At 73.1% G+C, this 20475-nt stretch carries 22 protein-coding genes; 9 read left to right on the top strand and 13 right to left on the bottom strand.

What is annotated here, in order from left to right:
* Positions 1-107: 107 nt before the first annotated feature.
* Positions 108-923: an SAM-dependent methyltransferase gene (locus ACIRF9_RS39500; protein WP_403832648.1), complete on the top strand. Its 816-nt coding sequence runs from the start codon at positions 108-110 to the stop codon at positions 921-923.
* A gap of 3 nt (positions 924-926) precedes the next feature.
* On the opposite strand, the gene ligA is transcribed toward ACIRF9_RS39500, so the two are convergent.
* The 3 genes from ligA to ACIRF9_RS39485 all read right to left on the bottom strand — a co-directional run bounded on the left by ligA (position 927) and on the right by ACIRF9_RS39485 (position 4319).
* Complete coding sequence (gene ligA, locus ACIRF9_RS39495) at positions 927-3017, bottom strand: NAD-dependent DNA ligase LigA (RefSeq protein WP_403832645.1); 2091 nt, start codon at positions 3015-3017, stop codon at positions 927-929.
* Between the two features lie 51 nt (positions 3018-3068).
* Entirely contained in the window at positions 3069-3437 is a 369-nt protein-coding gene (locus ACIRF9_RS39490) for a hypothetical protein (RefSeq protein ID WP_403832642.1), read from the bottom strand.
* Positions 3438-3554: 117 nt separating this feature from the next.
* Positions 3555-4319, bottom strand: a complete 765-nt coding sequence (locus ACIRF9_RS39485; RefSeq protein ID WP_403832639.1) for an FG-GAP repeat domain-containing protein — start codon at positions 4317-4319, stop codon at positions 3555-3557.
* A 151-nt stretch (positions 4320-4470) separates the two neighbouring features.
* On the opposite strand from ACIRF9_RS39485, the gene ACIRF9_RS39480 reads away from it, so the two are divergent.
* On the top strand, positions 4471-6120 hold the full coding sequence (locus ACIRF9_RS39480; RefSeq protein WP_403832637.1) for a serine/threonine-protein kinase: 1650 nt from the start codon (positions 4471-4473) through the stop codon (positions 6118-6120).
* The gene (locus ACIRF9_RS39475; RefSeq protein WP_403832636.1) at positions 6117-6758 is read left to right on the top strand and encodes a hypothetical protein; all 642 of its coding nucleotides are present in this window, start codon (positions 6117-6119) and stop codon (positions 6756-6758) included. Before ACIRF9_RS39480 ends, ACIRF9_RS39475 begins: the two co-directional genes overlap by 4 nt.
* A 23-nt stretch (positions 6759-6781) precedes the next feature.
* Here ACIRF9_RS39475 and ACIRF9_RS39470 read toward each other — a convergent pair whose 3' ends face one another.
* The 3 genes from ACIRF9_RS39470 to ACIRF9_RS39460 form a co-directional block, all read right to left on the bottom strand.
* A complete protein-coding gene (locus ACIRF9_RS39470; RefSeq protein WP_403832634.1) occupies positions 6782-8008 on the bottom strand; it encodes an aminotransferase class V-fold PLP-dependent enzyme in 1227 nt (408 codons plus the stop codon).
* Positions 8009-8036: 28 nt separating this feature from the next.
* Positions 8037-8213, bottom strand: coding sequence for a hypothetical protein (locus tag ACIRF9_RS39465; RefSeq protein ID WP_403832632.1), 177 nt, complete (start codon positions 8211-8213; stop codon positions 8037-8039).
* Between the two features lie 422 nt (positions 8214-8635).
* On the bottom strand, positions 8636-9001 hold the full coding sequence (locus ACIRF9_RS39460) for a hypothetical protein (RefSeq protein WP_403832630.1): 366 nt from the start codon (positions 8999-9001) through the stop codon (positions 8636-8638).
* A gap of 164 nt (positions 9002-9165) precedes the next feature.
* Between ACIRF9_RS39460 and ACIRF9_RS39455 the strand changes: the two genes are divergently transcribed.
* The 3 genes from ACIRF9_RS39455 (at position 9166) to ACIRF9_RS39445 (ending at position 10818) form a co-directional block, all read left to right on the top strand.
* A complete protein-coding gene (locus tag ACIRF9_RS39455; RefSeq protein ID WP_403832627.1) occupies positions 9166-9516 on the top strand; it encodes a hypothetical protein in 351 nt (116 codons plus the stop codon).
* Positions 9513-10373, top strand: coding sequence for a hypothetical protein (locus ACIRF9_RS39450; protein WP_403832624.1), 861 nt, complete (start codon positions 9513-9515; stop codon positions 10371-10373). The genes ACIRF9_RS39455 and ACIRF9_RS39450 overlap by 4 nt, the downstream gene beginning before the upstream one ends.
* A 70-nt stretch (positions 10374-10443) precedes the next feature.
* Positions 10444-10818: a roadblock/LC7 domain-containing protein gene (locus ACIRF9_RS39445; protein ID WP_403832622.1), complete on the top strand. Its 375-nt coding sequence runs from the start codon at positions 10444-10446 to the stop codon at positions 10816-10818.
* A 4-nt stretch (positions 10819-10822) separates the two neighbouring features.
* Here the strand turns inward: ACIRF9_RS39445 and ACIRF9_RS39440 are convergent, their stop codons facing one another.
* The 3 genes from ACIRF9_RS39440 to ACIRF9_RS39430 all read right to left on the bottom strand — a co-directional run bounded on the left by ACIRF9_RS39440 (position 10823) and on the right by ACIRF9_RS39430 (position 13043).
* Positions 10823-11587: a beta-glucanase gene (locus tag ACIRF9_RS39440; RefSeq protein WP_403832620.1), complete on the bottom strand. Its 765-nt coding sequence runs from the start codon at positions 11585-11587 to the stop codon at positions 10823-10825.
* A gap of 135 nt (positions 11588-11722) precedes the next feature.
* Positions 11723-12076: a hypothetical protein gene (locus ACIRF9_RS39435; protein ID WP_403832617.1), complete on the bottom strand. Its 354-nt coding sequence runs from the start codon at positions 12074-12076 to the stop codon at positions 11723-11725.
* Between the two features lie 187 nt (positions 12077-12263).
* Complete coding sequence (locus ACIRF9_RS39430; protein ID WP_403832615.1) at positions 12264-13043, bottom strand: SDR family oxidoreductase; 780 nt, start codon at positions 13041-13043, stop codon at positions 12264-12266.
* 109 nt (positions 13044-13152) lie between these two features.
* Here ACIRF9_RS39430 and ACIRF9_RS39425 point away from each other — a divergent pair, with 109 nt between their 5' ends.
* Complete coding sequence (locus tag ACIRF9_RS39425) at positions 13153-13767, top strand: TetR/AcrR family transcriptional regulator (protein ID WP_403832612.1); 615 nt, start codon at positions 13153-13155, stop codon at positions 13765-13767.
* A 48-nt stretch (positions 13768-13815) separates the two neighbouring features.
* Here the strand turns inward: ACIRF9_RS39425 and ACIRF9_RS39420 are convergent, their stop codons facing one another.
* Positions 13816-14079: a WhiB family transcriptional regulator gene (locus tag ACIRF9_RS39420; protein ID WP_403832610.1), complete on the bottom strand. Its 264-nt coding sequence runs from the start codon at positions 14077-14079 to the stop codon at positions 13816-13818.
* Positions 14048-14236, bottom strand: a complete 189-nt coding sequence (locus tag ACIRF9_RS39415) for a hypothetical protein (protein ID WP_403832607.1) — start codon at positions 14234-14236, stop codon at positions 14048-14050. The genes ACIRF9_RS39420 and ACIRF9_RS39415 overlap by 32 nt, the downstream gene beginning before the upstream one ends.
* Between ACIRF9_RS39415 and ACIRF9_RS39410 the strand changes: the two genes are divergently transcribed.
* Both ACIRF9_RS39410 and ACIRF9_RS39405 read left to right on the top strand, forming a co-directional pair.
* The gene (locus ACIRF9_RS39410) at positions 14235-15122 is read left to right on the top strand and encodes an oxygenase MpaB family protein (protein ID WP_403832606.1); all 888 of its coding nucleotides are present in this window, start codon (positions 14235-14237) and stop codon (positions 15120-15122) included. The genes ACIRF9_RS39415 and ACIRF9_RS39410 overlap by 2 nt on opposite strands.
* A 319-nt stretch (positions 15123-15441) precedes the next feature.
* Positions 15442-16359: an SGNH/GDSL hydrolase family protein gene (locus tag ACIRF9_RS39405; RefSeq protein WP_403832604.1), complete on the top strand. Its 918-nt coding sequence runs from the start codon at positions 15442-15444 to the stop codon at positions 16357-16359.
* Between the two features lie 37 nt (positions 16360-16396).
* Here the strand turns inward: ACIRF9_RS39405 and ACIRF9_RS39400 are convergent, their stop codons facing one another.
* Positions 16397-19408, bottom strand: a complete 3012-nt coding sequence (locus tag ACIRF9_RS39400; protein WP_403832601.1) for a glycosyl hydrolase — start codon at positions 19406-19408, stop codon at positions 16397-16399.
* A 130-nt stretch (positions 19409-19538) separates the two neighbouring features.
* On the bottom strand, positions 19539-20399 hold the full coding sequence (locus tag ACIRF9_RS39395; RefSeq protein ID WP_403832599.1) for a DUF1932 domain-containing protein: 861 nt from the start codon (positions 20397-20399) through the stop codon (positions 19539-19541).
* Between the last annotated feature and the right edge of the window lie 76 nt (positions 20400-20475).

Here is a 20475-nt window from a genome sequence, read left to right as displayed (position 1 = left end):
GCGGCCGCGCACCCCACGGAAACGTGAACTGGTCTGTGGAGCAGGGCCGTTGGCCGTAGGTTGGGCAGCGACTGATCCACTCCTCGACGGGAAGACGGACGCCTCTCATGACCGACGACGTGACGACGCCCGGAGCGGCGGAGCACCAAGAGATCGACAGGTCGGTGCCGCACTCGGCCCGGATCTGGAACTACTGGCTGGGCGGGAAGGACCACTACCCCGTCGACGAGGAGGCCGGTGACGCGTACACGGCCGTGTTTCCCGGCATCGTGACCATCGCCCGCAGCAGCCGTGCCTTCCTGCGGCGCACCATCACCCATGTGGTGGCCGAGGCGGGCATCCGGCAGTTCCTGGACGTCGGGACCGGCCTGCCGACCGCCGACAACACCCATGAGGTCGCACAGCGGATCGCCCCCGAGGCGCGGATCGTCTACGTCGACAACGACCCGTTGGTGCTGGCGCACGCCCGTGCGCTGCTCCACTCCTCGCCCAAGGGGGCGACCGCCTACGTCGACGCCGATGTGCTGGACCCGGACCGGATCCTGGCGGCCGCCGCCGAGACACTGGACCTCAGCCGGCCCACCGCCCTGATCCTGAGCAACATCCTGGGCCACATCGCCGATGACGCCCAGGCCCGTGCCGTCGTCGACCGGTTGATGGGGGCCCTGCCGTCCGGCAGCTACCTCTCCGTCAACGACGGTTCGCTGGGGATCGATCCCGTCTTCGAAGCCGCCCAGGACGCCTACAACGCGAGCGGTGCCGTCCCCTACAACCTGCGCACGGTCGACCGGATCACGTCCTTCTTCGACGGTCTGGAGCTGCTCGAGCCCGGTGTCGTCCCGGTCCCCCTCTGGCGCCCCGACCCCGCCTCCCCGGCCCCCGAAGTCATAGGCGAGCACGGCGGACTCGCCCGCAAGCCGTGAGCGTCAGTTCTCCGAGTCGAGGAAGTCGGCGAGGAGGACGGCGAACTCGTCCGGCGTGGCGAGGCGGATGCCGAGGGTCTCGGCCTTGGTCCGCTTCGAGCCGGCGCCGTCTCCGGCGACGACCAGCGTGGTCTTCTTGGAGACGCTGGAGGAGGCACGGCCGCCCGCGCGCTCGATGAGTTCGTTCATCTGGTTGCGGCTGAGCTTCTCCAGCGGGCCGGTCATCGCGCCGGTGACCACCACCGCCATGCCGGCGAGCGGACCGGCGGCCGCAGGGGTGTCCTCGGCGTCGGTCCCGGTGTCCGCCGCGGGCGGCGGGGTGGCGCCGGGCTCGGTCATGTTGACGCCGGCCGCGGCGAGCTTGTCGATGAGCGGGGCGAGTTCGGCGAGTTCCGCGACGATGGACGGGGCCTTCTCGGTGCCGATGCCCTCGACCCGCTGGATCGCCTCGGCGTCGGCGGCCCGCAGCTCGTCCATCGTGGCGAAGTGGCGGGCTATGCGGCGGGACATGGAGCGGCCGGTGCCGCGCACGCCGAGGGCGCACAGGACCCGCGACAGGGGTTGGCCCTTGGCTCTGGTGAGCGCGGCGAGGAGGTTGTCGGTGCTGGTCTCCCCCATGCGCTCGAGACCGAGGAGCTGGTCGCGGGTGAGGGTGAACAGGTCGGCCAGATCGGCGACCAGGCCGGCCTCGACGAGCTGGACGACGCGGGTGTGACCGAGGCCCTCGATGTCGAGCTGGTCGCGGCCGGCGGCGTAGGAGAGGGAGGCGACGAGATGGCAGTTGCGGCCGTTCTCGCAGCGCCAGCGCTGCTCGCTGGTGTCGATGCCGGCGCCGCACCGGGGGCAGGTCTCGGGGAAGGCGATGGGCTGTTCGTCGCCGGTGCGCAGATGGGCGACGGGGGCCTCGATGCGGGGGATGACGTCGCCGGCCCGGTGGACCATGACGTGGTCGCCCAGGCGCAGGTCGCGGCGGGTGATGTCGGCCGGGTTGTGGAGGGTGGCGTAGGTGATGGTGGAGCCGTCGATCTCGACCGGTTCGAGGACGCCGCGGGGGGCGATGATGCCGGTGCGGCCCACGTTCCACTCCACCGCGAGCAGTCGGGTGATCTTCTCCACGGCCGGCAGTTTGTAGGCGATGGCCCAGCGCGGGGCGCGTGAGCCCGAGCCGGCGGTCCGCTGGTCGGCGGCCTCGTCGGCCTTGATGACGATCCCGTCGATGCCGAACGGCAGTTGGGCGCGCAGGGCGGCGATCTCCTGGACCCGGGCCAGGACCTCCTCGGGGGTGCCGGCCGTGGTGCCGGGCACGGCGGTGGCGGCGGTGGTGTTCACGCCGTAGGCGCCGGTGAGCGTCATCAGGTCGCTGTGCGCGCTGTCCGTGAGGGACGCGGCGAGGGCCGGCTCGGTGGCGGGCAGGGGCAGCAGGCCGTAGCCGAAGAACGTCATGGGTACCGTGTAGGCGCGGTCCTTGGCGCGCAGGGTGCCGGCGGCGGCGTTGCGGGGGTTGGCGAACGGCTGTCCGCCGTGTGCGGTGCGCACCTCGTTGGCGTGCTCGAACTGGGCGGTGGTCATGAGGACTTCGCCGCGCACCTCCACCGTGACCGGTTCGGTCAGCCGGTCGGGCAGGCCGTCTATGGTGCCGATCGCGTGCGAGACGTCCTCCCCGGCCGTCCCGTCGCCGCGCGTGATCAGCCGGGTCAGGCGGCCCTCGGTGTAGCGGGCGGCGATCGCCAGGCCGTCGAGTTTCGGCTCCACGCTGAAGCGGGTGACGTCATGTCCGATGCGCCGGGCCAGGGAGGCGGTCCACGCGGTGAACTCCTGCGGCGAGAACACGTTGTCCAGGCTCAGCATCGCCACCGTGTGGGGCACGTCCCCCTCCACGGCACCGCCGGCGACCTTTCCGGTCGGCGAGTCGGGCAGCACCTCCTCGGGGTGTGCGGCCTCCCACTGCGCGATGGAGCGCACCAGCCGGTCGTAGGCGTCGTCGTCAAGCGCCGACGTACCGCCCTCGTAGTAGGCGGCGGCCGCCCGCACCGCGTCCTCCACGGCCCGCGCGTAGGCCACGGCGTCCACAATCACTGCACCAGATGTCGTCATGCCCGCCATCCTGCCTGCCACCACTGACAATGCAGGGAACCGCTCCACCCGTCACGCCGCCCGACCCATCCCGTCCCGGACGACGCGCAGACGCGGTGCGGCCGGGATGCGCGCGGCGGCGGGCGTGACGCGCACCGGGCGGACCCGGTAGGTCGTCCTGGTGGGGTCGGTGACGGGCTCGCCGAGGGATATCCGGCCCGCCGCCTGCAGCCGGTCGCACTCGGCGGTGGGCAGGGCGACATAGCAGCCGCCCCGGCCGGTGCCGGAGTCCAGCGGCCGCCAATAGCTGTATCTGCGGCGCCCGTTGGTGTGCACCGTGACGAACACGGGGTGGCGGGCGTCGCAGATGATCCGCAGAACCTCGGCTTCGGCGCGGGTCAGCGGAGCGCGGGCGGATGACCGGTCGGCGGCGGGTGGCATCGGTGGTGACCTCTTTCAGGGACGGTGGTTCCCCACCGTTTACCCCGTGCGGGCGTAGTCGATCTCTATAGACGCGCATTCTTCAACAGGACAGTGACAATCCAAACGGATTTGCGATCAACCCGTCGTGTCGTCGGGCGGGCACGGCGGGTAGAACGGGGCCGGACCGGCGTTCGGGAGGTCGACCGGACCGTCGAAGCCCGTCTCCGTGTCCATCTCGGAGAACTGCCGGGTGTCGGGCCCGAGTCCGCGAGCGCGCTCACCGAGCCGGGCCTGTGTCTCGAACCCACCGTCGCCGATGTACACGTACGCCGCGAGGTCGGGGTAGCGGTCGTGGTCGAAGTCGGCGACGGCGACGTTCCGCGTCGCCCCCAGGTCGAGCGGGATGACCTTCTGGCCACGGCCGGAGTTGGAGAAGGGCCCCAGCCTCAGCTCGGCCATCTTGGGCGGGATGGGATCGTCGCCGCCCTGCCTGCGTCCGGCCACGACGACGAGGTCGCTCCACCCGTCCTGGTCGAAGTCCGCCACGGCGGCCCGCACGTACTCCTGGTGCTCCCCCGCGTGGTCGGCCAGGTCACGTGGCCGCGAGGTCGTCTCGTGGTCCGAGCCGACGCCGAAGGTGATGGTCAGGCCGGCTCCGTTGCCCGAGGGGTCCGCGACGCGGTCGGGGAGGCCGTCGTCGTTCACGTCGGCCACGAGTGCCCCGTCGGCCGTGACACAGGCCGTGACGGCGGACGGCCCGTCCGGGGGCTGGGGCGGGGGGCCCAGGTTGTCCTCGCAACCGCTGAACAGCAGCAGACCGGTCACGACGAGGACGGCGGCGTTCCTGCGCCTTCTTCCGCTCTCGGTCAGTTCCGGCAAGCCGTACGCCACGGAGATCATGGCGGCCCACTATCGCACAACGGTTCGCGGCCGATCGGGTTCCGTTGCCGGTCGCTGCAACCGCGGTGGCCGAAATACGTGTCTCAGGAGCCGTGGCCGACGCTCCTGGGGCCACGGAGGCGCGGGTGCGCCAGGGCAAGGAGGGATGGCGATGAGCACGTGGGCCGTACCGGGGTACTCCGAGTCGCTCGAACTCGGCTCCGGGGCCAGTGGGCGGGTGGTGCTCGCCGTGCACGAGCCGACCGGTCTGCCGGTGGCCGTGAAGTACCTCAGCGAGTCGCTCCGGACCCGGCCGGGCTTCGTCCGCGGGTTCCGCGCCGAGGCGGAGCTGCTGGGCGGCCTGGACAGCCCGTACGTGGCCGGCTTCTACGAGTACGTGGAGGCGACGGAGGGCGCCGCCATCGTGATGGAGCTGGTGGACGGCGTGTCCCTGCGGACGCTGCTCGCCCGCCAGGGCCCCTTGTCGCCGGAGGCGGCGCTGACCGTGCTGAAGGGTTCGCTGCTCGGTCTGGCGGACGCGCACCGGTCCGGTGTCGTCCACCGCGACTACAAGCCGGCGAACGTCCTGGTCACCCCTGACGGCGTGTCCAAGCTCGTCGACTTCGGCATCGCGGTGGACGCCGGCATCAGTGCGGGCGTCGCCGGCACCCCGGCCTACATGGCCCCGGAGCAGTGGACCGGCGCGCCGGCCTCCCCCGCCGGTGACGTGTACGCGGCCACCGCCACGTTCTTCGAGTGCCTGACGGGCCGTAAGCCCTACCCGGGCGACAACATGGCCCAGTTGGCACTGCAGCACGCGCAGGACCCCGTCCCCGTCGAGGAGGTGCCCGAGGGCGTGCGCGCGCTGGTCCGCCGGGGCCTGGCCAAGACGGCGGCGGAGCGCCCCACGGACGCGGCGGCCTTCGTGGCGGACCTGGAGCGGGCCGCCGTGGCGCACTACGGGGAGGACTGGGAAGAGCGCGGCCGGGGCCGGCTGGCCGCCCTCGTGGCGCTGCTGCTGTTCCTGCTCCCCTCCGGCCGTACGGCGTCCGGGGGCACCACCACCGACGAGGCGCGTACCGTGCTCGGCCGGAACCCCGCCTCCGGGCGGCTGCACGCCTGGCGGCCCACCTGGCCGGGAGCGGTCGTGGCGGCCGCCGCCGTGCTCGTCGCGCTGCTCCTCGGCCAGGGCGTCGGGCAGGGCGCGGGTGCGCACTCCCGCCAGGACACGCAGGCGCTGGCCACCACCAGCCCCACAACGCCGACCGGCGCGAGCCCGCTGCCCTCGGCCACGGAATCACCCTCCCCGTCGGCCACCACGGGTTCCCCGCCGGCCGACGCCTCACCCTCCGGCTCGGCCACGGGGGACACCGGATCGCCGACGGCCGTCGTCACCGATCCCGCACTGTCGTCCGACGCCTCGGCGAGCGCCTCCCCGTCCGGATCCCCGAGTACGACGCCCAGCACATCGCCGTCGCCGTCCCCGTCCGCCGCCACGGCCGTCAAGGAGGTCAGCCTCTCCGGATTCCGGCAGACGGGCACCGGCACGGCCACCGCGACGGTGACGGTCACCACGGACGGCACCGGCCCGGTCTCCGTCACGCTCGCCTGGTTCTCGGGCGACACCGCGGGGCAGCCGGGGAGCCCGGACGGCGCGTCCGTGTCGTACCGGCGCAGCGGCGCGACGCAGTACACGCTGACCGTCGAGCACTCCTTCCAGGGCACCGGCTGCTACTGGACCGTGCAGGCCTCCACCAGCCCCGCCTCGGCGGACGGGGGCGCGTCCCAGCAGCTCCTGACGAGGAGGTGCCAGATCCGATGACCGTTCCCCACGACCGCCGGCCCGTCCCGCCGGAACAGGACGACTACAGCGCGACCGTGCTGGACAGCCACTGGGTCCAGCGGGGCGGCGAGGACACGACGGTGCGCGAGACGTCCGACGCCACCGTGGCTCTCCCGCACGTCGAGGGGACGGTCCTGCGCTTCGGCCCGGGCGTCACCGCCACTGCGACCCACGGTGTGCGCACGGCGCCCGCGCCCGCGGCGGCGTCCCCCGCCTCCCGGCGCCGCCGTCTGCGCCGGCACACCCTTCCCGCGCTGGTCCTGCTCGCCGCCGTCCTGTTCCTGCTGTGGCGGCAGCACGCCACGCCCGGCCTCTCGGTGCGCGAGGTGGCCGTGGCGGCCCCCGAGCGCGGCACCGGCTGCGACGGGACGGCGGACGTCGTCGGCGTGGTCCGCACCGACGGCCACGCGGGTGAGCTGTCCTACCGCTGGGTCCGCAACGACGGCACCGCCTCCGACGTACTGCACGCGACGGTCCCCGAGGGCCGACGGGTGGTGCGGCTGCATCTGCTGTGGACCTTCCAGGGGCAGGGGCACTACGCCGCCGCCGCGGAGTTGCGCGTGCTGTCCTCGGACGGCGGCGCGGCACGGGCCCGGTTCACCTACGACTGCCCGTAGCTCACCTGTGGCGTGGGCCCGCCCTACGCCCGCGCCTCGCGCGCCCATCGTTCGACGGCGGGTACGCAGGTCTCGGCGAAGTGCTCGTAGTCCTCGGGGGTGTTGTAGACGTGGGCGGAGAGCCGGAGGTAGCCGAGTCCGTCGAAGCTGGTGAACGCGGCCTCCACGCCGAGTTCGGCGGGTGCCCGGTCGCGGAGCGCGTCGGCGGCGATCCGGCTCGTCCCCAGACCGTCGGGCAGCCGGACCAGCCGCATCCCGGGTACGGGCATGCCCACGTCGACGGGGTCGGGTGACGTCCCCGCGCGGGCGAAGGCGTCCGCGACGACCCGGGCGCCGTACTCGGCCAGGTCGTCCATGTAGCGGCGGGCCGTGTCCCAGCCCCAGGTGTCGTCGACGAAGCGGAGCGCCGCGGGCGCGGCCAGGGCGCCGGTGGCGTCGAGGGTGCCCTGGTGGTCGAAGCGGTCGGGGAAGGGCTCGGCGGCGCCCCAGGAGTCGATCAGCGGGTACAGGTCGTCCCGCAGGGGGCCGCGGGCGACCAGCACGGCCGAACCGCGCGGGGCGCAGCCCCACTTGTGCAGGTTGCCGACCCAGGCGTCGCAGTCCAGGCCCGCCAGGGGCGTGGCGAGCAGGCCGGGGGCGTGGGCGCCGTCGACGAGCAGGGTGATCCCACGCCGTGCCGCCTCGGCGCCGACGCGCTCCACGGGCATCAGCCGGGCGGTGGCCGAGGTGATCTGGTCGAGGACGATGAGCGCGACCTCGTCGTCCACCTCCGCCATCACGGCCCGGTACGCCTGCTCGGGGTCCGCGGCGAGCGGTACCCGGGCCGTGCGCACCCGGCTCCCCCAGCGGCGGGCGAGCCGCTCGGCCCCCATGGTGACGGCGCCGTAGCCGTGGTCGGTGACCACGATGTCGCCGCCGGGCCGTGCGGCCAGCGCGGCGTACACGACACTGGCGCCGGCGCTCGCGTTGGGGACGAGGGCCAGGTCCTTCGCGTCGGTGCGCAGCCGGGCGGCGATCTCGGTGCGGGCCGCCGCGAGCCGGTCCGGCAGCGTCGGGAACCAGACGACCGGCGCGCGTTCCATCTCGGCGCGCAGGGCGTTCTGCCGCTCCTGCGCCACCCTGGGGACCGCGCCGAACGACCCGTGGTTGAGGTGGCGCAGTGCGGGGTCGAGGGTCCAGCCCGCCATCGCGGGCCGGCCGTCGGGCAGCGTCAGCGGACGGGGCACGGTGACGACGTCGCCCTCGCTCATGGTGTTCCCTCTTCCGGCCGGGACGGCGTCAGGAGAAGAAGCCCCGCTGCGCGGGGAGGCCGGGGGTGAGGGAGGGGCCGCCGGCCATGACGCGGTCCAGGTCGCGCTTGATGCGTTCGGCCTCGCCGCGCACCTGGGCGGGCACGTCACCGCGTTCGGAGACGAGGCGGTGGTAGATCGGCGTGTCGTCGAAGACGGAGAACACGGAGAGGCTCTGCTTTCGTGGACGGTCGGGCGGGCCCGACGCGGTGGAACGGCTTCCGACACGGCACCGATCCGGCGGGCGGATCGGCGCTGCCGTGACGTCGCCTGACGGCCCCGCAGCGAAACCGGTGTCGGCGACATCATCGCATTGTCTCCGCTTCGACCCGGTGCTGATGACCATCGATGACCATCCGTGACAATTCGGAGTCTCGCACTCCGGTTCCGGGTACACCGACATGATGACCATGCGCTAAGCTAAGGCCAAAGCTGAAGGGCGGAACTCCCGTTCCTCGGTGACGCGTTGGTGGTCCAAGGAAAGACGCCCCGCTTCCTGCGGGGAAATGCAGGTGCAAGGCCTGCCCGGCGCTCGGAGACGGACCCCGTACCACTTCTCGTGGTGCGGGGTCCGTGCGTTGCCGGTCCTCAGACCTCCAGTTCGGCTTCCAGCGCCTTGAGCCGGTGGCGGGCGAGGGCGAGGTTGCTGCGGCCGCGGTCCAGCGCGAGGTACAGGAAGAGCCCGCCGCGCGCCCGGGCCAGGGGCCTGATCAGGTGGTACTGCTGGCCTAGGGTGATCAGGATGTCCTCGATCTCCTCCTGCAGACCGAGTGACTTCAGCGTGCGCTGCTTGGCCCGTACGACCTCGGTGTTGCCGGCGGCGGCCAGCTCCAGATCCAGCTGGGGCCCACCACCCAGCACCCCGAGCGACATTCCGCTCTCGTAGTCGACGAGGGCCACCCCCAGGGCACCCTCGATGCTCATCGCTTCCTTGAGCGTGCTCTCAATGTTCACGCCGGTGCCTCATTTCCGTACAGACTGACCGGGGTTGATCATTTACATCGACAACCAGTGTTTTTTCTGTGGCTGTTGATTTCGATCCAGCTCATCTTTGGCCAGTCTTGCGATAGTTGGCAAATAAAGTACTGTGCTCCGCAGGGCAACCGAAGGGGCAACCGATGGCTTTACTCGAGGCCGCCCTCACCCGAGTCCTGCAGACGCCCGGCATCGCCGGTGCGGCTGTGGTGGACTCCGTGACGGGTCTCTCCTACGCCTCGCTGGGGGAAGTGGGTGCGAGTCGGGACGCCCACGACATCGTCGGCATCGCCGACACCCGCCTCAGGCAGGCGGGGTGCACCGACGAGCTGGAGAGCATCGTCGTCACCACACCGAGCATGCACCACGTGACCCTGAGCGTCGGCCGGGACCGCGATCCGGTCCTGCTGTGCGCGACCGTGGACCGGGAGCGGACGAACCTCGCCTGGGTGCTGCAGGACCTCACCCGGCATGCGGACGCGCTGCTGGCATGAGCCGGAACGACACCGACAAGCCCCCCGCCGCCCGCAATCTGCCCTCCCTTCTGTTCGGCCTCCACGAAGAGCGCCGGAATTGCACCGTCACCGTCTCCGGCACCCCGGGCGGCACCATCCATGTGCGTGACGGGCTCGTGGTCGCCATGGAAACCCCGGGCGCCCCGGGGGTCGAGGCGATCCTGCTGAAGTCCGGCCGTCTCACGGAGGAGGCGTGGACGTCCGTGCGCGCCACCGACACCACGCACGAGCATCTGGCGCGAGAACTCGTCGCCCGGGATCTGCTCGGCGCCGGGGAACTGGAGGTCGTCAGCCTCGGCTCGCTGTTCGACGCGGCCTTCGCGCTCTCCCTCAACAGGCTGACGGACTGGGAGGTCGGCGAGCCCGTCCCCGTGCTGTACGCCGGAACCGGAGTGCCGCCGGAACGGCTGGTCGCCGAGACCACGCGCCGCTTCGGGATGCTGGCCCAGGAGCCTGCCGCGATCGCGCGGTCCGCCCGCGACCGAGTGCGTCCGACGTCCGCCGGCGGCCCGGAGGAGTCCGCCGCCAGGCTCTCCCCGCGCCACCTGGAGCTCCTGTCCGCCGTCGACGGGCGGCGCACGCCCCGGGACCTCGCGTTCACGCTGGGCCGTGGTCTCTTCGCCGTCCTGCTCGACCTGCGGCACCTGCTCGATCTCCGGCTGGTCGAGTACGCGACTCCGGCGGGTGCCGTACGCCCGAGCACCGCGCCCCGTACGCCCGCCTCCGACGCCCCGGCGGCGTCGCCCGTCCCCGCGACGGCCGGACTCCCCCGGCGCCTGCCGCGCCGTACCGGCCACCAGCAGGCCGCCTCGGAGTCCCCCGAACGCCGCCCCTGACCGGCCGGTTCGGCCCCGTCGCTCCCCGCCCGTCCTCCCCGCCCACACCGCTCACCAGGAAGAAGACGACATGAGCGACCCCGTGAACGACATCCTCATATCCCTGCGGGACAAGGTGATGGGTGTCACCGAAAGCACGCTGGCGACCGTCGACGGGCTGGTGGTCGCCAGCGACGCCGGCAAGACGCATCCGGAGTCCATGGCCGCCGTCGCGGCGGCCACGCTGTCCCTCGGGCGCCGCCTCGCGGACCAGGGCTCCACCGGGACCCTGCGGGAGATGAGCGCCCGGTGCAGTGCCGGGCATGTGATCGTCACGGCGGTCGGGGAGCGCGCCCTGCTCGCCGTCGTCGCGGACGAGGGGCTGGACCTGGCCGCGTTCCGCCGGGAGATGCCGGCTCTCGTGGCGGAACTCGGCGACATCCTGGACGCCGACACCCCGGGCTGAGCGCTCATGGGGCGTCACCGTCGGCGGCATCCTCCTCGGACTCGTCGTCGACCGCTTCCAGCAGGCCCGGCGGCCGCAGCACCACGAGGCGCTCCACCTCGTACGACATCTCGACGGTCCCGGGGTCGGGCGGCGGGTGGTAACGGCCCGCGCACACCGACAGGTTGACGATGAGGTACGCGTACCAGCCGCGCCCCACGCCCCGCCCGTCGGCGAACACCCGGTCGCCGTTCACCCACCAGACCACGGACCGTCTGCCGAACTCGACGCGCAGATCGATCCACGCGCCCGGCTCGATCGCCGGGTCGCGGTGGTAGAGGCTGCCGCCGCGGACGTGGTTGCTCAGCTCCAGGAGGTCGGGGTTGTCGGGGTGGTACTCGAAGACGTCGATCTCCTGATCGCCGTCCCGCCAGGTCCAGATGGCCGGCCAGGCCCCCATCTCGTACGGCAGTCTCACCCGCGCCTCGAGCACGTCGCCCGTGCGGACGGTGAAGGCCTCCTCGCTCCCCTCCGTGGTGAGCAGACCCGCGTTCCACCGCCCGTCCCGCCGCCGGATCGCCAGGAAGGTTCCCGTTCGGCTGTAGGCGGGATCGGACACCAAGTAGTCCAGTTTGTTGTCGTCGGGGTTGATCGGTCCGCCGTTCGGATACGCCCACGAACGCCCTGCCACCCACTGACGGGTGGACGTGAAGTCCGCGGCGAAGACGGGCTCGGGTCCGCGCCGGGGCGCCCCGGCCGAGGGCGGGCTGTCGGATGCGGGATTCTCCATGCGCCGATGCTGCTCCGCATATGACCTGGGCATGCGGGAGCGGGGTGGATCCACCGCCAGAACAACCCGTGTGAGTGAACCGCCCCTGGTGAGGCGTGCTCCCGGGTCACAGCAGTCGTACGCCCGGGCCGGTCCTCACCCCGGTGGGCGGACCAGGTCGCGCAGGATCCAGGGTCCCGCCTCGGCGAGTCGCCGGGCGTGGTCGTGCACCGTGTCGACGCATTCCGCCAGGGTGCCGGCCTCCGTCTCGGGCAGGCCGAGGAGAGCGCGTGCGCCCGAGTCGCTCCGCGGGTCGTCGACCGAGACCTCGCTCTCGACCGCGAACCCGCCCTCGGTGAGGCGCAGCACCAGCGCGAAGTACACCTCACGGCCGTCGCGCAGGCGTACCGACTCCCCCAGTACGTGCGTCCCGGGGTCGGCTGTCTGCCAGTGGGCCCGGTGCTGCCTGCTGAGGACTTCGGGCAGTTCCAGGGTCTGCCCGTAGGTCATGCGCCGAAGCACGCGGGCGGCCTCCCACAGCGCCACGAGAAGGCGCTCTGCGTGTTGTCCCGAAGCGTCCATGGACGGCGAACGCGCCACGCCGCCGGCAGGTTCCCGCCCTGCGCCGGACCGTGCCACCGCCCCTCGGACGATGCGCCGCCGCAGCCCCGTCGGGCGATGCCGCCGATACAGCTCCTCAGGCGATGCCGCCGTTGGCGAACAGGACCTGTCCGTTGACCCAGCGTCCGGGACCGGCGAGGAACGCCACCGTCCCGGCGATGTCCTCCGGGGTGCCCAGCCGCTCCAGCGGGGGCTGTGCGGCGAGGCGGGCGATCGTCTCCTCGTCCTTGCCCTCGAGGAAGAGCGGGGTGGCGGTGGGTCCGGGGGCCACGGCGTTCACCGTGATGTCGCGGCCGCGCAGCTCGCGGGCGAGCACCGGTGTCATGGCCTCCACGGCTCCCTTGCTCGCCGCGTAGGCGGCGTAGCCGGGGAAGGACAAGCGGGTCACCGAGGTGGAGAAGGTGATGATGGCGCCGCCGCCCCGGACCCGCCGGGCGGCCTGCTGGGCCACCACGAAGGTGCCGCGCACATTGGTGCGCGTCAGCCGGTCGAACGCGTCCAGGTCGTACTCGGAGACCGGCCCCAGGATCATGACGCCCGCGGTGTGGACCACGACGTCGAGCCCGCCGAAGGCCCGCTCCACCGCGTCGAACGCCGCGGCCATTACGTCTTCGTCGGCGACGTCCCCGGTGACCGCGATCGCCCTGCCGCCCGCGGCCTCGATGGCGGCCACGGTCTCGTCCGCCGCCGCCTTGTTGCCCGCGTAGTGCACGCCGACGGCCATGCCGTCGGCGGCGAGCCGCTGGGCGACGGCCCGGCCGATGCCGCCGGAGGCACCGGTGACGAGCGCGACCCGTGCAGTCTTAGAGGCCTCTGTGGCCTCTGCAGTCTTTGTGGTTTCCGTGATCTCGGACATCGTGTCTACCTCGCTCCTTTATGGACGCCACGTTCATATAAGCACGTTGTGGACGACGCGTCCATATGTCAGGGTGGGCGGGTCGAAACAGCACTCGGGAGGTCGGCGCATGCCGGAGCGGGCGGAACGCGAAGCAGCCCCGCGGGTACGGCGGGGCCGTGGGCGGCGGCCGGCGGACGAGGTGCGTGCCGATGTCCTCGACGCGGCCGGCGCCCTGCTCCTCGACAAGGGCATGGGCGCGTTCACCATCGAGGCGGTCGCCGACAGGGCCGGCGTCAGCAAGACCACGATCTACAAGTGGTGGCCGTCGAAGGGGGCGCTCGCCCTCGACGGCTACTTCCACGCCGTGGAGTCCGCGCTGGCCTTCCCGGACAGCGGTGATCTGGAGGCCGACCTGACGGCGCAGTTGCGGGCCTTCGTCCAGGTGCTCACCCGGACCCCGGCCGGGAGGGTGATCGCCGAGCTGATCGGCCAGGCGCAGACCGACCCCGATCTGGCCGCCGCCCTCCTGGAGCGCTACTCCGGTCCGCGCCGGGAGCTGGCGGTCCGGCGGATGCGGCGGGCTCAGGAGCACGGGGAGCTGCGCGCCGACGTCGATCCCGAGGTCCTCGTGGACCAGCTCTGGGGTGCCTGCTACCACCGGCTGCTCCTGCCCAGCCTGCCGGTCACCGAGGAGTTCGCGACGAGTCTGGTCGGCAATCTGATGCGGGGGGTCCGGACCTGATCGCAGCGGCGACCGCCGGGGCCGGATCGGTCAGGGCGGTCAGGGCGGTCAGGGGCCGCCGCGCGGCGGGCGGCTCAGCCGCAGGCTCCGGCGCTCTCCTGCCGTCATCGCGCCCCACACGCCGTCGCTCTCGTTGTGCCGGACGGCCCAGGCGCCGCAGGCCCTCATCACCGGGCAGCGGTGGCAGACCGCCCGCGCCTGCTCGATCTGCCGCCGGGACAGGCCGCCCTCCCCGATCGGGAAGAAGAGTTCGGGGTCCTCGTAACGGCAGGCCGCGGCCTCACGCCAGTTGACGGACGGGAAAGACTTCATCGGCACCTCCGGCGATCACTTCGCCGACATCGGCGGGCAGCCCGGCTCCGCGACGTTCGTCGCATCCCCGGACCCGGCAGAGGTAGAAAGAAATATAGGCACTTTCAACCGTTTCGGCCATGGCTGTGTGAGGCGGAGAGGAGGTCGTCGTGCCCATGAGACCTACCGAAGCCGCCGGGCGCGGCCCCAGGGAGCGGCTGGGCGCGGGCCTCTTCGCGCGGGTCGCCGGGCCGGACGGGCCCCGCCGCCGGGCCCGTATCCACAACACTCCCGGCCCGCGCTGGTTCGGGCCGGAGCGGCCGGTCCGCCGGGTGCACGGGGACGCCTCCATGTTCGTCGGCGGGCTGTCCGCCCTGTTGCTCCAGTCGCTGCACCCGCTCGCCATGGCGGCCGTGGCCGCGCACTCGGGTTACCGGGGCGATCCCTGGGGCCGGCTCCAGCGCACGAGCCTGTTCCTGGCCACGACCACGTACGGCACCGCGGAGCACGCCGAGCAGGCGTGTGCCCGGGTGCGCGCGGTGCACGAGCGGGTGCGGGGACTGACCGAGCGCGGTGAGCCGTACCGCGCCTCGGATCCGCGTCTGCTCGGGTGGGTGCACGTCGCCGAGACGGACAGCTTCCTGCGCGCCCATCAGCGCTACGGCGCGCATCCGCTGTCGGACGACGAGTGCGACGGCTATGTCGAGGACATGGCGCGCGTCGCCGTCGAACTGGGCATCCCCGATCCGCCCCGCAGCCGGGCCGAGCTCACCGAGCGGCTGACCGCCTACCGCCCCGAACTCGAGGTCACCGCACAGGCATGGGAGGCCGCCCGCTTCCTGCTGCTGCACCCGCCTGTGCCCCTCGTCGCCCGACTCCCGTACGGCGTGCTCGCCGCCAACGCAGTGGCCCTGCTGCCCGGTTGGGCCGCCGAGGAACTGCGCCTGCCCAGGCTCCCCGTGGTGGACGAGGTGTGCCTGGTGCCGCTCGGCCGCGCCACCGTCGCGACGATCCGATGGGCGATGGCACCGGCCAGACAGCGGGTGACGACGGCAGCGGGCTGATCCCGCGGCCGAATCCCGCTTCCCCCCTCCACTCCCGCCTTCCCCTCCACTCCCGCCTTCCCCTCCACTCCCGCCTTCCCCTCCACTCCCGCCTTCCCCTCCACTCCCGCCTTCCCCTCCACTCCCGCACTCCCTCTCTGCTCCCGCACTCCCTCTCTGCTCCCGCACTCCCACTCGGTTCCCGCACCCCCGCGCGAACACACTCCTTCACGACTATGGCCCTCGCGCCCTACCCGGCGGTATACAAACTCCGGCGAACAGTACGGCGGCCGTACGGGGCGCCGGCGCCGGCCCGGGCGGGCTCGGGGGGAGGAGCGCGATGGAGCGCGAGATTCGCGGAGGAGCATCGGTGGGACGGCGTCACAGAGGGGTCGTCTTCCTTGCCGCGCTGGGGAGTTGTGCCCTCGTCGCCGCCTCCGCTGTGCCCGCGGCGGCCCACGGCGGAGGCGGCGGGAAGGCCCAGGAGTACGTGGCGCTCGGGGACTCCTACACCTCCGGACCCGTCATCCCCCGTCAGGTCGACGCCAATTGCGCGCGGTCCGACCACAACTACCCGTCGATCGTGGCCGCACGGCTCGGCACGACCCCCTTCAAGGACGTCAGCTGTGCGGGGGCGACGACCGAGCACATGTGGAAGGCACAGGGAACCAACGGCCCCCAGCTGGACGCGGTGCGCCGCAACACCGACCTGGTGACCGTGCAGATCGGCGGCAACGACATCGGCTTCGGCACCATCATCGCGACCTGCGCCCAGCTGGCCGCGCAGGATCCGTCCGGCAACCCGTGCCAGCGGTACTACGGGGCCTCCGGGGTCGACCGGCTGAGCGTCGCGATCGCCGAGACCGCGCCCAAGGTCGCCCAGGTGCTGCGGGACGTGCACAAGCGGGCGCCGCACGCGCGCGTGCTCGTCGTCGGCTATCCGGACCTGCTGCCCGACGACGGCAGCGGCTGTGCGCCCTCGGTGCCGTTCGCGGCGGGGGACTTCCCCTATCTCCGGGACACCGGCAAGCGCCTCAACCACATGCTGCGGCTGGTGGCGCGCTGGAACCACGCGGAGTACGTCGACACCTACGGTCCGACCATCGGCCACGACATGTGCAAGCCCCCGGCGGACCGCTGGATCGAGCCGTTGCGGCCGGCCTCCCCCGCGGCCCCCGCGCACCCCAACGCCAAGGGCGAGGCCGTCATGGCCGAGGCCGTACTGCACCGCCTGGGCCACGGACGGCACGGCCACTGAACCCACGGCGCCCGGGGCCGCCGGGTCGGGGCCCCGGTCAGCGCAGCACGCTCCGGGCGTACGGCACCAGGCGGACCGGGCCCACCAGGCCGTGGTCCTGTAGGGCGACGGCGCCGAAGACGGCGGGCTGGGCGACCCGGAGGCGGTTGACGAGCGGTGTCGCGACCTCCACCTCGATCACGTTCCGGCCGGACCGCAGCAGCGCGCCGACCTCGACGACGGGGTGGAGCCGGTCGACCGCGGGCGCGCGCGTTCCGTTCACGGTCACGCGTACGGTGTCGCTGACCTGGCCGAGCTCCAGGCGGGCGTCGTACGCCGCCGTCCAGTCGCGCGGCAGGGTCACCGTCGTACGGTAGCGGCCGATGCCCGCGGAGTCGGCCAGCTCCGGGATGCGCGACCAGGGCAGCAGGGTGTCGAGCGTGAGGGTACGGAGCACGCGGTCGGTCAGTGTCGGGCCGGAGCCCGGGTACCAGTCCTCGACCTCCAGGTCCCACCGGTCCGGGACGACCGGCGCGGGCACCGAGGCGACGGCGGTGGTGACGGTACGTCCGGTGGAGAGGCGGGTGGTGTACGTTCCGGGCGCCGCCGTACGGAGCGTCAGGCCCCGCTCGGTGTAGAGGACCTCGGAGGCGTCCGTGGCGACGACGTGGGGGCGCGTTCCGTCGCGGTCCCCGAACAGGCCGGGGCGGCCGAGCGCCACGATCGTCGTCTGTCCGGGCTGGAGGGTGACGCGCAGGGTCACGTCGTCGCCGTCCTCGGTGTAGCGGGCGAGCCGCACGGCCTCGCCGGTCCAGGGGTCGAGCAGGTACGGCACCGTCGTCCCGCCCCGGGTGCGGCGCAGGGTGACGTCGTGGTCGATCGCGGCCACGGGCGGTTTGACGGTCTCCGCGTGCTTGCCGTTGCACAGGTAGTAGAAGTCGGCGTCCCGGGTGACGCGGTGGGCGTTGAGGAGGGTGGAGGCCGTGGCGTGGCGTACGTCGGCGGTGACGCCCAGGCGGGCGAGGGCGTCGCCGACGGCCGCCTTGTCCGTGACGCGCCGCACGGTGGGCAGGGCGAGCAGCCGGCCGAGGACGTCCCGCAGCCGGTCGGTCTCCCCGTCGTCGGGGACTCCCGGGGTGAGCGCCTGGTCGAAGGCCCCGAGCAGGACGACGGGCAGCCCGGCCTCGGCCAGGCGCAGCAGTCGGCGGGCGTCGGCCAGGGCGAGGGTGGGCGTGGAGCCGTAGAAGAAGTCGCCTTCGACGAACAGGGCCTTGTAGGCCGGTCCGTCGGGGGCGAGACGGCCGCCGGAGACCGTGGCGTTCGGCAGGTCCAGGAGCGGGCCGCTGAGGAACTGGTGGGTCCAGCCGAGCGGGACGCCGGTGGCGGTGAACCAGGAGGCGCCGATGCCGGTCGCGGTGTATCCGGTCTGGCGGAAGATCGCGACGTCGGCGCGGGCGGTGCCGGCCTGCAGGACGGTGTGGACGCGGCCCAGGTAGTCGGCGATGTCGTTCAGGTGCCGCCAGGTCGGCTGGCGCGGGCCCCAGGACTCGCCGTAGCCGGGGCCGCCGTTGTACGGGCTGAAGGCGGCGAAGCCGGGCCAGGCGGCGCCGGGTGCGGTGGCGTAGGAGAAGCCGTGGACGACGGTCTGGTTGACGCCCGCCGCGTAGGCGCCGCCCATGGTCCGCAGGAACCGGTCCCAGGTGGTGCTGTACGCGGACCCGTTGTAGGCGCCCGCCTCGCAGGACAGCACCGTGTGCCCGGCCATGTCCCGGCCGCCGGCCAGGCAGCGGTAGTCGTCGAGGTTCTTGAAGCCGAGGGACTCTCCCTCGGGGACGTCGAGGAGCGCGGCCGAGGCGATGGCGTCGGTCTGCAGGCCGTAGGGCTGGGCGCGCAGGGTCATGCCGAGCGAGTGGGCCCAGTCCCGCAGGGCGCGGACGTGGTGCCGGTTGAACAGTTCGGAGACGGTCTCCCAGAAGTCGTGCCGGATCTGCCGGGTCAGCTGCGCCTCGAACGCGAACACCTGGTTGCCGCCGTCGAGGATCACCGCGGGCAGGAACGGCAGCAGGGGCCGTCCGGTGTGCTGCTCGAAGGCCTGGGGCAGGGCCGGGGTCCAGGTCAGGCCGGCGGTCTCCAGTTCCACGGAGTCCTCGAAGAACGCTCCGCCGGCCGCCCTCAGCAGGCCGCGCAGGGACGGCGTCAGCAGCTCCCGTTCCCAGAAGCCGGTGACGGCGGCGGTGCCGGCCGCGCCGAGGTGGTCGACCACGTACGCGGCCGGCGCGGAGTGGGGTCCGGACTCGGGCTGCTGGGCCGAGCCGCGCAGCCAGTAGGCGATCAGCACCCAGTCGCCGTTCTCCGGTGCCGTCCACGCCAGGGTGCCGTCGGTGACGGTGGCGGTGAGGTCGCGGACGCTGGAGGGGTCGAGGCCGGTCTCCTTGCGGGTGGAGTTCGCGGGCTCGACCCGGGCGGCCTGGACGGCGACGAGAATCTGCCGGGTCACGCCGGTCGCGGGGGCGCGACCGGGCGGCGGCACCGGGCCGTCGTAGGTGGCTCCCGGAGCCAACTGGACGCGGCCGAGGACGAGTTCGCGGGCGGCGGCCTCGTCGTCGGGGGTGAGGCCGGGGACGGCGACGGGCCAGCTGGGGCCGAGGGTGAGGTCGAGGGTGAGACCGCGTCGGGCGGCACGGCGCAGGGCGGCCTCGACGCCGTCGCGCCACGGTCTGCTCGCCCAGCCGTGGTGGGCGGTGTCCAGGACCGACTTGTCCTTGATGCTGTGGTGCACGGCGGCGATCTCGGCGCCACCGAACCCGGCGTCCGCGATCCGGTCGACCTCCCGGGCGATCTCGTCGGCGTCGACCAGGCCGTCCGGCCACCACCACCGGAACCTGGGGCGCCGGGCGCGCGCGGGGGCGGCGAACCACTCGGCGTCCGGGCCGTGGTCGTGGGTGGCGGTGGACGGCGCGGCCGCGACCGGCGTGCCCGCCCCCGCGGCCGCGACGGCTCCCGCAGTGAGGCCGGCGGCGAGGACGGTACGGCGGGACAGACTGCCGCGCGACGAGACGCTCTCAGGCACAGGGACGCTCCCCAGGTCGTCGACCAGGGATTGAATCGTTTCAATCCCGTTCGCAAAACGCCGGAACGTTAAGCCGCGGCTTCCCACGGGGTCAAGAGGTGTGCGGGGTCGGGCAGTTGTCGGTCGGGTGTCAGGCGGGCGTCCCCTCCGTCCGATGTGCCGGATCATCCCGCAGATCGGCGACCAGCCGCGCTCCGGTCACCGTCTCATCGTCCTTGTGGGCCTCCCAGCGGGCGAACGTCTCCGCCGCCGCCTCCGCGAAGACGGCCGGGACGCCCGCCGAACGGCTCGCCCGGGCGATCTCCCGCATCTCCGGTTCCCACCGCCACGCCTTCGGTCCGGCGCCGGCCAGTCGCTCCGGGGCGGCCAGGGGTGTGCCGGGCAGCAGGTGTGCCGCGAGGTCCAGCAGGTCGTCCAGCACGCCGTGCCCGTCGGCCAGGGCCGCGGCGTGGGCGGCGAGGGCGTAGGAGATCTTGTTGTAGGCGGCGAAGGACAGCTTGAGGGCCGACGCCCGGCCGATCGGGCCGGCCAGTGGGAACGGGGTGAGCGCGGTGCCGTCGAAGAGGGCGGAGACACGCGCCACGGCCCTGTCGTCGCCCGACAGATAGAGACGGGTCGAGCCGGGCCGGCGGGGCGGCGGGCCCGTGATCCCGCCGTCCACGACCGTCGCTCCGCCGCCCTCGAAGACGGCGCTGATCTCGGCCATGCGCTCCGGACTGACGGCGTTGGCGTCGACGTAGACACCCCGGAATCCGGTCGCCGCGACCTGCCCGGCGACCTCGAGCGCGGCGGCGGGAGGGCACACGCTCAGCACGACCTCGCAGGTCGCGGCCAGTTCCTCGAGGCTTCCGGCGGGCCGCAGCCCGAGCCCCTCGGCCCGCGCCACGGTGGCCGCGGAGCGGCCCTGCGGCAACCACCGGACGGTGGCCCCCGCCGCCACGGCCTGCGCCGCCACACCCGCTCCCATGGCACCCGGGTGCAGAATTCCCACGTCTCCATGAACCATGAGCGGACCCTAACCCGACGCCGGCGGGGGCCGAGGCGGCGGTCCTCGCGAGGGAGAGTCC

Origin of the sequence: Streptomyces sp. NPDC096132, assembly GCF_044763345.1 — a bacterium.
GTDB lineage: Bacteria > Actinomycetota > Actinomycetes > Streptomycetales > Streptomycetaceae > Streptomyces.
This window is presented reverse-complemented; position numbering and strand designations above follow the sequence as displayed.

What these genes read in the sequence shown, in the direction of transcription:
- ACIRF9_RS39485 (WP_403832639.1), bottom strand. Translation starts at nt 4,319, where the DNA reads ATGATCTCCGTGGCGTACGGCTTGCCGGAACTGACCGAGAGCGGAAGA.
- ACIRF9_RS39450 (WP_403832624.1), top strand. Translation starts at nt 9,513, where the DNA reads ATGAGCCGGAACGACACCGACAAGCCCCCCGCCGCCCGCAATCTGCCC.
- ACIRF9_RS39420 (WP_403832610.1), bottom strand. Translation starts at nt 14,079, where the DNA reads ATGAAGTCTTTCCCGTCCGTCAACTGGCGTGAGGCCGCGGCCTGCCGT.
- ACIRF9_RS39415 (WP_403832607.1), bottom strand. Translation starts at nt 14,236, where the DNA reads ATGGGCACGACGACCTCCTCTCCGCCTCACACAGCCATGGCCGAAACG.
- ACIRF9_RS39475 (WP_403832636.1), top strand. Translation starts at nt 6,117, where the DNA reads ATGACCGTTCCCCACGACCGCCGGCCCGTCCCGCCGGAACAGGACGAC.
- ACIRF9_RS39490 (WP_403832642.1), bottom strand. Translation starts at nt 3,437, where the DNA reads ATGCCACCCGCCGCCGACCGGTCATCCGCCCGCGCTCCGCTGACCCGC.
- ACIRF9_RS39480 (WP_403832637.1), top strand. Translation starts at nt 4,471, where the DNA reads ATGAGCACGTGGGCCGTACCGGGGTACTCCGAGTCGCTCGAACTCGGC.
- ACIRF9_RS39410 (WP_403832606.1), top strand. Translation starts at nt 14,235, where the DNA reads ATGAGACCTACCGAAGCCGCCGGGCGCGGCCCCAGGGAGCGGCTGGGC.
- ACIRF9_RS39445 (WP_403832622.1), top strand. Translation starts at nt 10,444, where the DNA reads ATGAGCGACCCCGTGAACGACATCCTCATATCCCTGCGGGACAAGGTG.
- ACIRF9_RS39500 (WP_403832648.1), top strand. Translation starts at nt 108, where the DNA reads ATGACCGACGACGTGACGACGCCCGGAGCGGCGGAGCACCAAGAGATC.
- ACIRF9_RS39435 (WP_403832617.1), bottom strand. Translation starts at nt 12,076, where the DNA reads ATGACCTACGGGCAGACCCTGGAACTGCCCGAAGTCCTCAGCAGGCAG.
- ACIRF9_RS39430 (WP_403832615.1), bottom strand. Translation starts at nt 13,043, where the DNA reads ATGTCCGAGATCACGGAAACCACAAAGACTGCAGAGGCCACAGAGGCC.
- ACIRF9_RS39440 (WP_403832620.1), bottom strand. Translation starts at nt 11,587, where the DNA reads ATGGAGAATCCCGCATCCGACAGCCCGCCCTCGGCCGGGGCGCCCCGG.
- ACIRF9_RS39405 (WP_403832604.1), top strand. Translation starts at nt 15,442, where the DNA reads ATGGAGCGCGAGATTCGCGGAGGAGCATCGGTGGGACGGCGTCACAGA.
- ligA (WP_403832645.1), bottom strand. Translation starts at nt 3,017, where the DNA reads ATGACGACATCTGGTGCAGTGATTGTGGACGCCGTGGCCTACGCGCGG.
- ACIRF9_RS39455 (WP_403832627.1), top strand. Translation starts at nt 9,166, where the DNA reads ATGGCTTTACTCGAGGCCGCCCTCACCCGAGTCCTGCAGACGCCCGGC.
- ACIRF9_RS39425 (WP_403832612.1), top strand. Translation starts at nt 13,153, where the DNA reads ATGCCGGAGCGGGCGGAACGCGAAGCAGCCCCGCGGGTACGGCGGGGC.
- ACIRF9_RS39470 (WP_403832634.1), bottom strand. Translation starts at nt 8,008, where the DNA reads ATGAGCGAGGGCGACGTCGTCACCGTGCCCCGTCCGCTGACGCTGCCC.